This is a genomic window from Burkholderia sp. BDU5 (genome assembly GCF_001522845.1).
Classification (GTDB): domain Bacteria; phylum Pseudomonadota; class Gammaproteobacteria; order Burkholderiales; family Burkholderiaceae; genus Burkholderia; species Burkholderia mayonis.
Window position 1 is genome coordinate 132560 of record NZ_LOWC01000053.1, and the last position, 15013, is coordinate 147572.

Below are 15013 nucleotides of genomic sequence, written 5' to 3' on the forward strand. Positions count from 1 at the left end.
CGGTGCGTGGCCGAGCTGAATCGGCGGGCCGGTCTTGCTGTGGTTTGAGCGGAATGATCTTTATGTGGCGGCGGGCGGCGGAGCAAGAGGTGGAGCAGGGAGGCGCATGCGGCGTAGTTGGCGTGTTCGGCTTGCCATCGCCATCGCCATCGCCATCGCCATCGACGCGACATTTCGCGTGCGAGATAAGAGGGAGTTGGCAGTCGCTTCGCAGCCTTCATTCGAACGAACGCGCGCCGCGCGCCGTCGCGCTACGCTCAGCAACGCGGATGTGCGACGGCCGCCGCTTGCAAGTCGGCATCATGACATCGCATTCGTGTTGCGCGCGTCGCTCGACACGCCGCCGCGTGCGGCAACCCGGACGGTTTCAACAGCGCATGCGCCGCCGCTGACGTGTCCAATCGAGCGATGTGGAATCAGAAATCGACCGGATCGTCGCCGAGATCGCCGCCCGCCGCGAGCGCGGCCGTATGGCGCGGCGCCGACGCCGACGCGTCCAGCTCCGGATTCCTGAGCTTGTCGAGCACGGCCTCCGGCACCGGGATGCGCATCGTCGCCGCGACGTCGCCGCACTGGAACATCACGAGTTCGCCCGGCTCGAGCGCGGTCCACACTTCGTCGTCGGTGAGGGGCTGCGTCGCGATCACCGCGACGCGGTCTTCCGGCGTCGTGTATTTCGCGAAATCGATCGAGATGTCCTCGTCGATCAGGTGCGCGGTCGAGAACGGCCAGCGCCGCACGAGGTAATGCAGGCGTGTCGAGCAGTGCGCGAACAGCGCCTGCCCGTTCGACATCAGGAAGTTGAAGACACCGTGTCGCGTGATGTCGCGCGTGAGCTCGCCGACCTGCTCGAACAACTCGGGCAGCGGCGGCTGCGCGCCGGGGAACGCGTCACGCAGCCCCTGCATCAGCTTGCAGAACGCCTTCTCGCTGTCGGTCGTGCCAACCGGCTGATAGACGCCGCCTTCGAGATCGGGCGCGTAGCCCTGAAGATCGCCGTTGTGCGCGAAGATCCAGTGGCGGCCCCACAGCTCGCGCATGAACGGATGGCAATTCTCGAGCAGGATGTGCCCCTGCGTCGCCTTGCGGATGTGCGCGATCGTGTTCTTCGACTTGATCGGGTAGCGCTTGACCATCTCGGCGATGGGCGACGTCGCGGACGACTGCTGGTCGATGAAGAGGCGGCACGCCTTGTCCTCGAAGAACGCGATGCCCCAGCCGTCGGCATGGTGGTCGGTGAGCCCGCCGCGGGCCGCAAAGCCCGTAAACGAGAACGTCACGTCCGTCGGCTCGGCGCAGTTCATTCCGAAGAGTTGGCACATATCGCGGGTGCGGCTGGGGCTGGCGAGGAGTACACCGGACGGAACCGGTACAATGTTGGCTTCAAGCATATCACCGAGCCCAAAGCGGCAAAAGGCGAAAACCGCGCGCAAGCGGTTCCGTGTTGCGGTTTGCCGTCAATCGGCGCCGCGCGCGGCCGGCGCGTCGCGCATCGCCCGTCGCCGCGCGCCATTCCCACGACATCATGAATGCTCCTGCTCCCGCCACGCTGACCCTCGCACGCCCCGACGACTGGCACTTGCACGTGCGCGACGGCGCGATGCTCGCGGCCGTCCTGCCGCACACCGCCCGCCAGTTCGGGCGCGCGATTATCATGCCGAACCTGAAGCCGCCTGTCACGACGACCGCGCAGGCGCAGGCGTACCGCGAGCGCATCCTGGCCGCGCTGCCGGCCGGCATGACGTTCGAGCCGCTGATGACGCTGTACCTGACCGACAACACGCCCGCCGACGAGATCCGCCGCGCGCGCGAAAGCGGCTTCGTGCACGGCGTGAAGCTGTATCCGGCGGGCGCGACGACGAACTCGGACGCCGGCGTGACCGATCTGCTCGGCAAATGCGCGAAGACGCTTGAGGCGATGCAGGAAGTCGGGATGCCGCTCCTCGTGCACGGCGAGGTGACGGACGCGTCGATCGACCTGTTCGATCGCGAAAAGGTGTTCATCGACCGCGTAATGGAACCGCTGCGCCGCGCGCTGCCGGGGCTCAAGGTAGTGTTCGAGCACATTACGACGAAGGACGCGGCCGACTACGTGCGCGACGCCGACGCGGCGCCCGGCCTCCTCGGCGCGACGATCACCGCGCATCATCTGCTGTACAACCGCAACGCGATGTTTGTTGGCGGGATCCGGCCGCATTACTACTGCCTGCCGGTGCTGAAGCGCGAGACGCACCGGGTCGCGCTCATTGCCGCGGCGACGTCGGGCAATCCGCGCTTCTTCCTCGGCACCGACAGCGCGCCGCACGTGAAGGGCGCGAAAGAGGCCGCGTGCGGCTGCGCGGGCTGCTATACGGCGCTGCACGCGCTCGAGCTGTATGCGGAGGCGTTCGACCAGGCGGGCGCGCTCGACAAGCTCGAAGGCTTCGCGAGCTTCTTCGGCGCGGATTTCTATGGGTTGCCGCGCGGCGGCGAGATGGTGACGCTGCGCCGCGAGACGTGGGAGTTGCCGCGCGAGATCGGCGCGGGCGACGCGTCTGTCGTGCCGCTGCGCGGCGGCGAGCCGATCGGCTGGCGGCTTACCTGACGCGCGGAGCGCGGCGGTCGGCACGGTTGCCGCGCTCGGCGGATTCGGTGTGAGCGAGATGGGCGATACGGACGGCATGAATGATGCGGACCTGCCGGCCGGCGCGTGTGGCGCGGCGGGCCTGCCGCGTTCGGGCGAGACGAGCGCCGCCGGCCGCGCTAGCGATGCGCGCGGCGCCGGCGAGCTGCCGGTTGCGGATCGCCCGGCCGCTGCGGGCGGCACGGAAAGCGCGGGCGAATCGCGCGCTTCGGGCGACCGAGGCGCGCCGGATTCGGTCCCCACGTGCTCCGTTTTCGAACGAATCGACTGGTCCGCGCCGTGGCTCGCGCCGTTCGCCGCGCGCGGCAGGCGATGGACGCAGGCTGCACAGCGAGGCGAGGCGGCGTGGCTGCGCATGTTGAACGACGACGCGCAAGCCGAGCGCATCGCGACGGGCCGCTGCCTGCCGCTGCGCTTCATCGAACAGGCGGCGCTGCCGGCGGGCGTCGCGTACGAGACGCACATCGCCGAGACGGGCGCCGTCCCGACCCGCCACAACCTGCACGACCTCTTCAACGCGCTCGTCTGGTTCGCGTATCCGCGCATCAAGGCGACGCTCAACGCGCACCAGGCCGCGGCGATCGACGCGACGGGCGTCGGCCCCGTGCGCGGTGCTGTCCGCGACGCGCTCACGCTGTTCGACGAGAACGCGGCGCTTTTCGCGACATCGAATCCGGCGCTCGCGGCTGCGCTGCGCGGGTTCGACTGGCCGACGCTGATGTGCGCGTCGCGCGCCGCATGGGGGGCGGGCTGCGAAGCGCGGATCGTCGGCCATGCGCTGCTCGAAAAGCTCGTCGATCCATACAAGGGCTGCACCGCGCACGCGTGGATCGTCGACGCGCCGGCCGCATATTTCGAGTGGGCCGATGCCAAGCGTTGCGCGTGGCTCGACGAACGTGTCGCGGCGGCGCTCGCCGGGGCTGAGCCGACGAGCCGCGCGTTCGCGCCGTTGCCGGTGCTCGGCATACCGGGCTGGTGGCCTGCGAACGAGTCGCCGTCGTTCTACGACGATCCGCAGGTGTTCCGCAGCGGCCGCCGCTCCCGCGCCGGCTGAGGCGAAGGACGCTGATCGGTCGTCCAATCAAGCGGTCAGCCGATCATTTGCAAGCGACAAGCGACAAGCGACAAGCGACAAGCGACAAGCGACAAGCGACAAGCGACAAGCGACAAGCGACAAGCGACAAGCGGCACCGCAAAACAGCGAGTCCCGAGCGACCGCCGCCCCACGGTGCTAAAATCCCGCTCGCAAAGCAGGCCAGGCAGTCGCGGCCTTTGCGGTTCGCCGCGAAGGGCGAGGAAAGTCCGGACTCCGACAGGGCAGGGTGATGGCTAACGGCCATCCGTGGCGACACGCGGAACAGGGCAACAGAAAGCAAACCGCCGATGGCCCGGCGCAAGCCGGGATCAGGTAAGGGTGAAACGGTGCGGTAAGAGCGCACCGCGGCTGCGGCGACGCAGACCGGCACGGTAACCTCCACCCGGAGCAATTCCAAGTAGGCAGACGCGCATCCTCGGATGCAGGGCGGTGCCCCCGCCTCGTCTGCGGGTAGGAAGCTTGAGCGCGTCAGCAATGGCGCGCCTAGAGGAATGGCTGCCACGGGCCACGTGTCTTCGGGCGCGCGGCGCGCACAGAATCCGGCTTATCGGCCCGCTTTGCCGCACGATGACGAAAGGCCTGCGCCGCATGCGGCGCAGGCCTTTTCCTTTCGGGCCCTGCATGGCCTCGCGCTCGCGCCGCGAGCGGCGCGTTACGCGGCGACGATTTCGAACGAGTGCGACAGCTCAGCCGTCTTCGCGATCATGATCGACGCCGAGCAGTATTTGTCGTGCGACAGATTGATCGCACGCTCGACGGTCGCGGGATTCAGGTTGCGGCCCGTCACCGTGAAATGGAAGTGGACCTTCGTGAATACCTTCGGGTCTTCGCTCGCGCGCTCCGCCTGCAGCGTCACCGAGCAGCCCGTCACTTCCTGGCGGCTCTTCTTGAGGATCAGCACGACGTCATAGGCCGTGCAGCCGCCCGTGCCGACGAGGACCATCTCCATCGGACGCGGCGCGAGATTGTGTCCGCCGCCTTCGGGCGCGCCGTCCATCGTGACGAGGTGGCCGCTGCCCGTTTGGGCGGCGAATGCCATGCCATCCTGCCCCATCCAGCTTACTTTGCATTCCATGCACGAGCTCCAGCGTTGCTTGATTCAATTGTGAACCGGCATTGTAGCCCCGCCCGAAACAGTCGGCTGATGCGCTGCAAGACGGTGAAAGGCGGTGTCCGGCGGAGCTTCGCATGTGATCCGGACAGCACCGAATGCCCTCCGATCTTTAGGGGTTTTGCTCTAGACGAAAAAGGCATTACTTCAGGAGAATGATAGTATCTTATTGATTATAAAGTGGAAATTGATGTTGTGGGAGGTGCGGTAATTTTCCGTATTGTGAGAATGAATTTCTCCATGCGGTTTTTCTTGTGCTGACGAGACCGGGTTCGTATAATGGCAATCATTGGTTGTCGCGCTGCGGCAACCTCCGCATGTCTCCTCCACCCTCCTCCTTTGGTGGATTAAGCCTGAACCAGCGGTTCGGGCTTTTTTTCGTCCAATGCAAGTTTCGGCGGCCTCTCGCCAGCGGTTTCGCGCCCGCGATGCGCGCTTCGCGCCGGGGTGTGGCAGCGAATGTCGGATTCCTTTGACCTCCCGGAACGAATTCCTTTATAATTCAGGGCTTTTCCGCAATCATGCCCACGGAAAAAGAACAGGGAGAGCCTGCATCGCGCCACGAAGCGCCTGCCAAGAGCAGACAAGCAGGGAAGAACGCTTGGGCATAAGCAATCAATTTTGGATCGATCATGAAGACGTTTTCCGCAAAAGCCCATGAGGTGACGCGCGAATGGTACGTGATTGACGCGACGGATAAGGTTCTCGGCCGTGTCGCCAGCGAAGTGGCACGCCGTCTGCGCGGCAAGCACAAACCCGAGTTCACCCCGCACGTCGACACCGGTGATTTCATCATCGTCATCAACGCGAGCAAGCTGAAGGTCACGGGCAACAAGACGCTGGACAAGAAGTACTACCGTCACTCGGGCTACCCGGGCGGCATCTATGAAACGACGTTCGGCAAGATGCAGGAACGCTTCCCGGGCCGCGCGCTTGAGAAGGCGGTCAAGGGCATGCTGCCGAAGGGCCCGCTCGGCTACGCGATGATCAAGAAGCTGAAGGTCTACGCTGAAGCCACGCATCCGCATTCGGCGCAACAGCCGAAGGCGCTCGAGATCTAAGGGGAGCCCACATGATCGGTAACTGGAATTACGGTACGGGCCGCCGCAAGAGCGCAGTCGCTCGTGTCTTCATCAAGGCTGGCAAGGGCGACATCATCGTCAACGGTAAGCCCATCGCTGACTACTTCTCGCGCGAAACGTCGCTGATGATCGTGCGTCAGCCGCTGGAGCTCACGAGCCACAGCCAGACGTTCGACATCAAGGTGAACGTGTCGGGCGGTGGCGAAACGGGTCAAGCGGGCGCAGTGCGTCACGGCATCACCCGCGCGCTGATCGACTACGACGCGACGCTGAAGCCGACGCTGTCGAGCGCGGGCTTCGTCACGCGTGACGCGCGTGAAGTGGAGCGCAAGAAGGTCGGTCTCCACAAGGCACGCCGCGCCAAGCAGTTCTCGAAGCGTTAATCGCTCGTGCTGCGCGCCGCTTTCGGGCGGCGTCACTGCAAGAAAAACCGCCAGTTTTCGCGCTGGCGGTTTTTTTATGTGAACGCAGCTTGCGTTTGTGCAACGAATGCGCGAAAAACGCCGGTGCGCCTCTTGATTTCGCCTGCGTCAGCACGATCTAAGGATCGGCCCTACAATAGCAGGCAATGGCTTTTTGGAGAGTTCGCATGAACGCTGTCACCGAATCCGCGGCAACCACCGAGATGCCGGCTCCGTTCGTCTTCACCGACGCGGCGGCCGATAAGGTCAAGCAATTGATCGACGAAGAAGGCAACCCTGAACTTAAACTGCGCGTATTCGTGCAAGGCGGCGGTTGCTCCGGCTTCCAGTACGGCTTTACGTTCGACGAGGAAGTCAACGAGGACGACACCGTGCTCAACAAGAACGGCGTCGTGCTGCTCGTCGACGCGATGAGCTATCAGTACCTCGTCGGCGCCGAGATCGACTACAAGGACGATCTGAACGGCGCGCAATTCGTCATCAAGAACCCGAACGCGACCACGACTTGTGGCTGCGGCTCGTCGTTCTCGGTCTGACCGAACCGATCCGGTCGCTCGAACGGACGCACGTCGTCCGTTCAAAAAAACGGGGCTTCATGCCCTAATGTCGTTCAGTTGAATCAAAAAGGCCGCTCCGATTGATACCGGAGCGGCCTTTTTCGTTGGTTCTGCAAGGCTAGGCCACTGCGAACCACGCATATTGACTGAACGGCATTAGGGCTTCATGCCCCGTTTTTTATGCGCGCGCGATGCGATGTGGCGATTCGGCGTGCGGCTGTCCCCGGGCGACCCGGACGGGACTCGCACGACGGCGCGCGCCGTTGGCGCTTCAGCGCGGATAGAGCGCGCCCAAGACGCGCTCGCCCGCCGCGCCCGTGACGGCCGACACGTTGCCCGGCGCGCGCGCGTTGAAGCGGTACGCGAGCCACGCGAACGCGAGCGACTCGACCTGCTGCGGCGGCACGCCGAGCGCAGCCGTCGTGTTGACCGGCGCATCGAGCCCGCGCGCCGCGAGCGCGGCCGCGATCGCGGCGAGCAGCACCGGATTGCGTGCGCCGCCGCCGCACACGTAGACGGCGCGGCAGTCGCTTGCATGCCGCGCGATCTCGTCGGCGATGGTCGCCGCGGTCAGGACGGTGAGCGTCGCCTGCACGTTTTCGGGCGCGAGGCCCGAGAAACCGGCGAGCTTCGTGTCGAGCCAATCGGTGTTGAAGAGATCGCGCCCCGTGCTTTTCGGCGCGTTCTGGCGGAAATACGGCTCATCGAGCAGCGCGGCGAGCAGCGCGTCGTCGACCGTGCCGCGCGCCGCGAAGCGCCCGCCCTCGTCGAACGGCTGCTTCAGATGGCGTTCCGCCCACGCATCGATCAGCGCGTTCGCCGGGCCGCAGTCGAAGCCGCGCACCGATTCGTCCCGCGCGTCGCGCGCGGCGGGCAGGATCGTGATGTTGCTGATGCCGCCGAGATTGCAGACGACGCGCGTTTCGTTCGACGAGCCGAACATGGTCGCGTGGAACGCCGGCACGAGCGGCGCACCCTGGCCGCCCGCGGCGACGTCGCGGCTGCGGAAGTCCGCGATCACGTCGATGCGGGTCAGCTCGGCGAGCAGCGCCGCGTTGTTGATCTGCCGCGTGTAGCCGCGCTCGGGCCGGTGCCGCACCGTCTGTCCGTGCACGCCGAGCGCGCGTACGTTCTCGGGCGCGAGGCCCGCGGCGCGCAGCAGTTCGTGGCAGCACGCCGCGTAGCGCGCGGCAAGTGCGTTCGCGGCGAGCGCTTCGCGCTCGATCTCGTCGTCGCCCGTCTGCTGCAGCGCGAAGAGTGCGTCGCGCAGCGTATCGGCGAAGCCGACGAACGCTTCGGACAGCACCGCGGGCGGCTTGCCCGTCTCGAAACGGACGGCGACGCCGTCGACGCCGTCCATGCTCGTACCCGACATCAGGCCGAAATACACGCCATCCGCGGGATGGCCGGGTTGCATGCGGTTGGGCGCCACGTCATTGCTCCGGAATCGAGGTTGGATGCGCGCGGAAGGCTTGCTGCGCGCCGTCGTGCCCGATTATCCGCGCAAGCGCGCGCGTCGTTAAGCGGTCCGCGCGCAACTTATGGGAAAATTGCTCTTTTTGCGACATTTCTTCCTCTTGCACCGATGAGCACCGATCCCACTTCCAAGCCCGCCTTCCCGATCACCGATGAGGTCCGCCACGCGCTCGCCGTCACGAAGCGCGGCGTCGACGAACTGCTGATCGAGGAAGAGTTCGCGCAGAAGCTCGCGAAAAGCGCGTCGACGGGCAAGCCGCTGCGCATCAAGCTGGGCCTCGATCCGACCGCGCCCGACATCCACATCGGCCACACGGTCGTGCTGAACAAGATGCGCCAGTTGCAGGATCTCGGCCACACGGTGATCTTCCTGATCGGCGACTTCACGTCGCTGATCGGCGATCCGTCGGGCCGCAACGCGACGCGCCCGCCGCTCACGCGCGAGCAGATCGAATCGAACGCGAAGACCTACTTCGAGCAGGCGGCGCTCGTGCTCGACCGCGAGAAGACCGAGATCCGCTACAACAGCGAATGGTCGATGCCGCTCGGCGCGGACGGGATGATCAAGCTCGCGTCGCGCTACACGGTCGCGCGAATGCTCGAGCGCGAGGACTTCACGAAGCGCTTCCAGGGCGGCATCCCGATCTCGATCCACGAATTCCTGTACCCGCTGATGCAAGGCTACGACTCGGTCGCGCTGAACGCCGATCTCGAGCTGGGCGGCACCGATCAGAAATTCAACCTGCTCGTCGGCCGCGAACTGCAGAAGCAGTACGGGCAGGAGCAGCAGTGCATCCTGACGATGCCGCTTCTCGAAGGCCTCGACGGCGTCGAGAAGATGTCGAAGTCGAAGGGCAACTACGTCGGCATCAGCGAGAAGCCGAACGACATGTTCGGCAAGCTGATGAGCATCTCGGACGTGCTGATGTGGCGCTACTTCGAGCTGCTGTCGTTCCGCAGCCTCGACGAGATCGCGCAGTTCCGCGCCGAAGCCGAAGGCGGGCGCAATCCGCGTGACTTCAAGGTGATGCTCGCGCAGGAGATCGTCGAGCGCTTCCATTCGCGCGCCGATGCCGAGCGCGCGCTCGAAGACTTCAATCACCGTGCGAAGGGCGGCGTGCCCGACGACATCGCCACGGTGACGCTCGCCGGCGCGCCGCTCGCGATCGGCCAGTTGCTGAAGCAGGCGGGGCTCGTGCCGTCGACGAGCGAGGCGCTGCGCAATATCGAGCAGGGCGGCGTGAAGATCGACGGCGCAACGGTGTCCGACAAGGCGCTGAAGGTCGAAGCGGGCGAGTTCGTCGTGCAGGTCGGCAAGCGCCGCTTCGCGCGCGTGACGCTCACCGCATGAGCGCGCGGCCCACGATTCGACTGAGCGTTCTGCGCGCCGCGCGTGCGGCGGAGGCGCGCACATGATCGCGCTGATCCAGCGCGTGAAGCGCGCCGACGTGCGTGTCGGCGACCGCGTGACGGGCGAGATCGGCCCGGGCCTCCTCGCGCTCGTCTGCGCGGAGCGCGGCGACACCGAGGCCGCCGCCGACAAGCTGCTCGCGAAGGTGCTCGGCTACCGGGTGTTCAGCGACGCGGCGGGCAAGATGAACCTGCCCGTGTCGAACATCGACGGCACGGGGGGCGCGGGCGGCCTGTTGCTCGTGTCGCAGTTCACGCTCGCGGCCGACACGAACAGCGGCCTGCGCCCGAGCTTCACGCCCGCTGCGCCGCCCGACGAGGGCGCGCGCCTCTTTGACTACTTCGCGCGCGCGGCTCGCGAGCGTCATCCGATCGTCGCGACGGGCGAGTTCGGCGCCGACATGCAGGTGTCGCTCGTGAACGACGGCCCTGTGACGTTCTGGCTGCAGACGCGCCCCTGATGCTTCGATTCGAGACCGCCCCGATGGCCACGACGCAGATCCTCTTCATCCGCCACGGCGAGACAGCCTGGAACCGCATCAAGCGGATTCAAGGCCACATCGACATTCCGCTCGCCGACACGGGGCTCGCGCAGGCGCGGCAACTGGCCGAGCGTCTCGCGCGCGACGCACGCGCCGGCGCGCGGATCGACGCGATCTATTCGAGCGATCTGTCGCGCGCGCAGCAAACCGCGCAGCCGGCGGCCGACGCGCTCGGCCTGCCGCTCGTGCTGCGCGAAGGGCTGCGCGAGCGCGCGTACGGCGTGTTCCAGGGGCATGACAGCGCCGAGATCGAGGCGCGCTTTCCCGGCGCGTTCGCGCAGTGGCAGACGCGCGATCCCGGCTTTGAGCCGGAAGGCGGCGAATCGCACCGCGCGTTCCATCACCGCGTGTTGCACGAGGTCGAGCGGATCGTCGCCGCCCATCCGGGTGCGCGCATCGCGTGCGTCGCGCACGGCGGCGTGCTCGACTGCGTGTACCGGTTCGCGAACGATCTGCCGCTCGACGCGCCGCGCAAGCACGCGCTCCTGAACACGAGCGTCAACGTCGTCGATTACGATGGCGGCCGCGCGCGCGTCGTTCGCTGGGCCGACGTCGGTCACTTAAGCGAAGCGAGCGACGACGACGGCTATCGGAAGGTTCTGTGACGCCGTAGCGCGGCTCGTGTGCGCGAGTGCGCGCTTGGCCGCGAGGCTGTTCGGCCGTCGCGGCGCGCCGGCGACGGCCGTCAGCGTCAGCGCAGCCCGTGGCGCGCCTTGTAATCGAGCGCATACGCGATCTTGCCGGGCTTGTCGGCCGTGATCGGCTGGCGCAGCTTGTCGAATTCCCCTTTGCCGTATTTCTTGCCGCCGTTGATCTGATCGGCGCGCCCGAGGTCGGCGCCTGTCTTGCCGTCGATCACCGGATCGGTCGACGCGACCATTCTCGCCGACGCATTCCATACCGCATTCAGGTAGCCCGTATCGGCCGCTGCCGGGTCGGGATCAGTCGCGCCCGCGCGCGCCAGGTCGTAGCCGGCGAGCGAGAACGTCGCCGGCTGCCCGCGCAGCCAGTCGGCCCAGTAGAATTCCAGGTAGTCGGTCGCTTGCGCGGGCTTCGCGTAGCCGATGTCGCGCGTGAAATAGACGAGCGACCGGTAACGGTCATCCTGCATGCCGAGCGTGAGCCCGAGCCCGGCGGGCAACTGATCCGGCGCGATCGGCCGCCCGTCGCCGTCCTTCAGGCGCGTGTAGCCGCGGCTTTGCATCTGCCGCCAGAACGCCGCGCCCGAGTAGTCGCTGAGGTTGTCCTTGACGACGACGTGCACGTGGAGCGTCGGGCCGCCGTCGGGCGTCTCGTAATAGGTCGACAGGCCGTGGTGACCGTCGGTCACGTACAGCGTGTCGCCGTTCGGGCCGACGACGACGGGATTGAGCACCGTGCGGTCGCGCGCGTCGGCGCCGGTCGCGCAAGCGTAGCTCGCGGCGTCGCGCAGCATCGATTGCGCGGTGTAGCCGTCCGACGCGACGCCGCCGAGCCCTTCGTCTGCGCAGAAATCGTCGAATTTCTTGTCGGGCTGCCGCTCGTAGCGACCGAGCTTGTAGTAGATCTGGTCGTAGCCGAGCGCGCCTTGCGTCGGACGCAGCTCACCGAGCACCACGTCGAGCATGTCGCCCGTGCGCACGCTTTTCCATTTGCCCTGCACGGGCGCGGGCGTCGATGGCGACGGATTGCCGGCGCTCCCCGGGGCCGTTGCACTGCCTGGTGTGGAGCCGTTTGCGCCGGCTTCGACGGCGGCGATCGGGGCGACGGAGGCCGTGCCGTCACCGCCGCATGCGGCGATCGCGGCAATGAGCGAAAAGGCGGTAACGGCGACGAGGCGGGAGAGCGGATGGGGCATCGGGCAATGGCGTCGACAATGGGTTGGGCGGCGGCGCGCGGCTGACGCGCGTGCGCGGACCCGTCAGCATCGCGAATCGATGTGACAGGTATTTGAAATGAAATCGACGGATTTGGCTACTTGCCGGTGCGGCCGGGCTGCTGGGGCGACGCGGCGACGCGCCGGCGGGCGCGCTTCGACACGCCGTTGACGAGCGCCCAGCGGATCACCGGCGCGACGATCCGCACGCCGGGCCGCACGAGCGCGCGGCGCACGGGAGCGAGAGCCGACAGGCCGAGCATCTGCTGCGCCCAAGTCGGCAGCAGATCGACGCCGGCGTTGAACAGCAGCGTGGCGGCGGGGCGCATCGCCGGCTTCGGCACCGGCACGTTCGTCAGGATGCGCACCACCTCGTGCGTGCGTTCGCTCGCTTCCAGTTCGGGGCGCATCGCGGCGAAGTACGCGGCGACGTCGGCGCGCGTCTTGGGCACGTTCGTCGCGCCGAGCAGTTCGGCGACGCGCGCCGTTTCCGCGTAGTAGCGGTCCTGGTCGGCACCCGACAGCAGCGGATTCATGTAGCGCAAGTGCGCGGCGAGAAAGCTCGACACTTCGGCGACGTGCACCCACGTCAGCAGCGCCGGGTCGCTCGCGCGATACGGGCGGCCGTCGGGTCCCGTGCCGGTGACGGTCTCGTGGATCGCCTTCACGCGCTCGATCAGCTTCAGCGCGTCGGCGCGGCTGCCGTACGTCGTGCCGGAGATGAACGTCGCGGTGCGGCGCAGGCGGCCGAGGATGTCGGTGCGGAACGTCGAATGGTCCCACACGCCCGCGAGCGCGAGCGGCTGCAGCGCTTGCAGCAGCAGTGCGGAGATGCCGCCCGTCATCATCGACGTGAAATCGGCGTGCACTTTCCAGCACACCGCGTCGGGGCCGAAGAGGCCAGGGTCGCCGGGCGGCGACGAGTAGTCGAGCGACGGGCCGCTGCCTGCCGTCAGATGCGTGACGCCGCCTGCGACGCGCGCGCGCACGCGCTCGACGAGCGGACGGCCGATCGTCGAGCGTGCTGGGCGGTCGTGTAGCGGGGCGGACATCGATTGGCTCGTCGGAACGGGAACGGCGTCAGCGCTGAGCGTCCGGCGTGTCCCAGAGATTGCACACGGCGCTCGCGGCGTCCGGCGCGGAGAGTCCGAAGTGCCGGTACGTGAGGAGCGTCGCGACGCGGCCGCGCGGCGTGCGCTGCAAGAACCCCTGCTGGATCAGGTACGGCTCGAGCACGTCCTCGATCGTGTCGCGTTCCTCGCCGATCGCGGCGGCGAGGTTGTCGACGCCGACCGGCCCGCCGTCGAATTTGTGCAGGATCGCCTCGAGCAGCTTGCGGTCCATCAGGTCGAAGCCGACCGGATCGACGTCGAGCATCGCGAGCGCGGCGTCCGCGACGGCAGCGGTGATGTTGCCGTCGGCTCTCACTTCCGCGTAGTCGCGCACGCGGCGCAGCAGGCGGTTCGCGATCCGCGGCGTGCCGCGCGAGCGTTTCGCGATTTCGAGCGCGCCGTTCGGATCGATCGGCGCGTTGAGGAGCGCGGCCGAGCGGCGCACGATCCGCGATAGCTGCTCGGCGTCGTAGAACTCGAGTCGCGCGACGATTCCGAAGCGGTCGCGCAGCGGATTGGTCAGCATGCCCGCGCGCGTCGTCGCGCCGACGAGCGTGAACGGCTGCAGGTCGAGCTTCACGCTGCGCGCGGCCGGCCCCTCGCCGATCATGATGTCGATCTGGTAATCCTCGAGCGCCGGATACAGGATTTCCTCGACGACAGGCGACAGTCGGTGGATTTCGTCGATGAAGAGGACGTCGTTCGCTTCGAGGTTCGTGAGGAGCGCGGCGAGGTCGCCTGCGCGCTCGAGCACGGGGCCGGACGTCTGACGCAGGTTCACGCCCATCTCGCGCGCGATGATGTGCGCGAGCGTCGTCTTGCCGAGGCCGGGCGGCCCGAACAGCAGCACGTGGTCGAGCGCTTCGGAGCGGCGCTTCGCGGCCTCGATGAAGATCTCGAGCTGGTCGCGCACCTTCTCCTGGCCGACGTATTCGTCGAGCTGGCGCGGGCGCAGCGCGCGTTCGAACGCTTCTTCGTGCGAAGACACGGGCGTGGCGGCGATGATCCGCTCGGCGGCGAGTTTGTCGGTTTCGATCATGCGGCCATTGTACCGCGCGGCGCGGTCCGGCCAACCTGGCCGAACGGCCGAGTCGCCGCCTGGCGACCGGCGTGAGAAGCTGTCTCCAACGACGCGCCGTTACGCCTTCGACAGCGCCTTGAGCGACAGCTTGATGCCTTCGGACACGCCGGTGCCGGCCGGCACGTTCTTGATCGCGGCGAGCGCTTCCTTTTCCGAATAGCCGAGCGCAACGAGCGCGTTGAGGATGTCGGTCGCGTGGTCGGACGGGGACGCCGCGCCGGCGAGCGGGCCGAGATCGGCGCCGAGCTTGCCTTTGAGTTCGAGGAGCAGGCGCTCGGCCGTCTTCTTGCCGATGCCGGGCACGCGTGTGAGGCGCGCGGCGTCCTGCAGCGTGACCGCTTGCGACAGCTCCGCGACGCTCATCCCGGACAGCACGGCGAGCGCCATCCGCGCGCCGACGCCTGTGATCTTGAGCAGTTCGCGGAACGTCGAGCGCTCTTGCGGCGTCAGGAAGCCGTACAGCAGGTGCGCGTCCTCGCGGACGATCAGTTGGGTCAGCAGCACGACCTTCTCGCCCGTGTGCGGCAGGTTGTAGAACGTGCTCATCGGTACGTCGACTTCATAGCCGACGCCGTTGCAGTCGACGAGGAGGTGCGGGGGATTCTTTTCGAGCAGGGTGCCGGCGATGCGACCGATCATGGCGAGT

General features: G+C 67.1%; 16 protein-coding genes and 1 other RNA gene. 9 read left to right on the forward strand and 8 right to left on the reverse strand.

All coding sequences use genetic code 11. The features are described from left to right. Nucleotides 1–416 precede the first annotated feature (416 nt). Nucleotides 417–1322: a class II glutamine amidotransferase gene (locus WS69_RS10815; protein ID WP_059470768.1), complete on the reverse strand. Its 906-nt coding sequence runs from the start codon at nt 1320–1322 to the stop codon at nt 417–419. 203 nt (nt 1323–1525) lie between these two features. On the opposite strand from WS69_RS10815, the gene pyrC reads away from it, so the two are divergent. From pyrC to rnpB, 3 genes are all read left to right on the forward strand, one after another. Beyond that, a complete protein-coding gene (pyrC, locus tag WS69_RS10820; RefSeq protein ID WP_059470897.1) occupies nt 1526–2584 on the forward strand; it encodes a dihydroorotase in 1059 nt (352 codons plus the stop codon). 49 nt (nt 2585–2633) lie between these two features. Next, nucleotides 2634–3677 carry a DUF3025 domain-containing protein gene (locus WS69_RS10825; RefSeq protein ID WP_442854897.1) on the forward strand — a complete coding sequence of 348 codons (1044 nt, stop codon included), beginning with the start codon at nt 2634–2636 and terminating at the stop codon, nt 3675–3677. Between the two features lie 193 nt (nt 3678–3870). Continuing rightward, nucleotides 3871–4282: RNase P RNA component class A (gene rnpB / locus WS69_RS10830), an RNA gene on the forward strand. A gap of 89 nt (nt 4283–4371) precedes the next feature. Here rnpB and WS69_RS10835 read toward each other — a convergent pair. Then, on the reverse strand, nt 4372–4794 hold the full coding sequence (locus WS69_RS10835) for an OsmC family protein (protein ID WP_059470769.1): 423 nt from the start codon (nt 4792–4794) through the stop codon (nt 4372–4374). A gap of 538 nt (nt 4795–5332) precedes the next feature. After that, nucleotides 5333–5464: a hypothetical protein gene (locus WS69_RS35275; protein WP_257791889.1), complete on the reverse strand. Its 132-nt coding sequence runs from the start codon at nt 5462–5464 to the stop codon at nt 5333–5335. On the opposite strand from WS69_RS35275, the gene rplM reads away from it, so the two are divergent. From rplM to erpA, 3 genes are all read left to right on the forward strand, one after another. Continuing rightward, nucleotides 5463–5891 (forward strand): 50S ribosomal protein L13, encoded by a 429-nt coding sequence (rplM, locus tag WS69_RS10840; RefSeq protein WP_004522094.1) that lies wholly within the window; start codon nt 5463–5465, stop codon nt 5889–5891. The two genes, WS69_RS35275 and rplM, sit on opposite strands and share 2 nt — an antisense overlap. 11 nt (nt 5892–5902) lie before the next feature. After that, nucleotides 5903–6295, forward strand: coding sequence for a 30S ribosomal protein S9 (gene rpsI / locus WS69_RS10845; protein ID WP_010106367.1), 393 nt, complete (start codon nt 5903–5905; stop codon nt 6293–6295). Nucleotides 6296–6501: 206 nt separating this feature from the next. Beyond that, nucleotides 6502–6870, forward strand: coding sequence for an iron-sulfur cluster insertion protein ErpA (erpA, locus tag WS69_RS10850; protein WP_059470770.1), 369 nt, complete (start codon nt 6502–6504; stop codon nt 6868–6870). Nucleotides 6871–7162: 292 nt separating this feature from the next. Here the strand turns inward: erpA and WS69_RS10855 are convergent, their stop codons facing one another. Further along, entirely contained in the window at nt 7163–8308 is a 1146-nt protein-coding gene (locus tag WS69_RS10855; RefSeq protein ID WP_059470771.1) for an anhydro-N-acetylmuramic acid kinase, read from the reverse strand. A gap of 168 nt (nt 8309–8476) precedes the next feature. Between WS69_RS10855 and tyrS the strand changes: the two genes are divergently transcribed. The 3 genes from tyrS (at nt 8477) to WS69_RS10870 (ending at nt 10924) form a co-directional block, all read left to right on the forward strand. Then, on the forward strand, nt 8477–9718 hold the full coding sequence (tyrS, locus tag WS69_RS10860) for a tyrosine--tRNA ligase (protein ID WP_059470772.1): 1242 nt from the start codon (nt 8477–8479) through the stop codon (nt 9716–9718). Between the two features lie 61 nt (nt 9719–9779). Then, on the forward strand, nt 9780–10238 hold the full coding sequence (gene dtd / locus WS69_RS10865) for a D-aminoacyl-tRNA deacylase (RefSeq protein WP_059470773.1): 459 nt from the start codon (nt 9780–9782) through the stop codon (nt 10236–10238). 23 nt (nt 10239–10261) lie between these two features. Beyond that, nucleotides 10262–10924 (forward strand): histidine phosphatase family protein, encoded by a 663-nt coding sequence (locus tag WS69_RS10870; RefSeq protein ID WP_059470774.1) that lies wholly within the window; start codon nt 10262–10264, stop codon nt 10922–10924. Nucleotides 10925–11010: 86 nt separating this feature from the next. Here the strand turns inward: WS69_RS10870 and WS69_RS10875 are convergent, their stop codons facing one another. The 4 genes from WS69_RS10875 to ruvA all read right to left on the reverse strand — a co-directional run bounded on the left by WS69_RS10875 (nt 11011) and on the right by ruvA (nt 15006). Further along, entirely contained in the window at nt 11011–12156 is a 1146-nt protein-coding gene (locus tag WS69_RS10875; protein ID WP_059470775.1) for a ParB/Srx family N-terminal domain-containing protein, read from the reverse strand. Between the two features lie 116 nt (nt 12157–12272). Next, a complete protein-coding gene (locus WS69_RS10880; protein WP_059470776.1) occupies nt 12273–13226 on the reverse strand; it encodes an oxygenase MpaB family protein in 954 nt (317 codons plus the stop codon). A 28-nt stretch (nt 13227–13254) separates the two neighbouring features. Then, complete coding sequence (ruvB, locus tag WS69_RS10885; RefSeq protein WP_059470777.1) at nt 13255–14325, reverse strand: Holliday junction branch migration DNA helicase RuvB; 1071 nt, start codon at nt 14323–14325, stop codon at nt 13255–13257. Nucleotides 14326–14424: 99 nt separating this feature from the next. After that, on the reverse strand, nt 14425–15006 hold the full coding sequence (ruvA, locus tag WS69_RS10890; protein WP_059470778.1) for a Holliday junction branch migration protein RuvA: 582 nt from the start codon (nt 15004–15006) through the stop codon (nt 14425–14427). Nucleotides 15007–15013 lie beyond the last annotated feature (7 nt).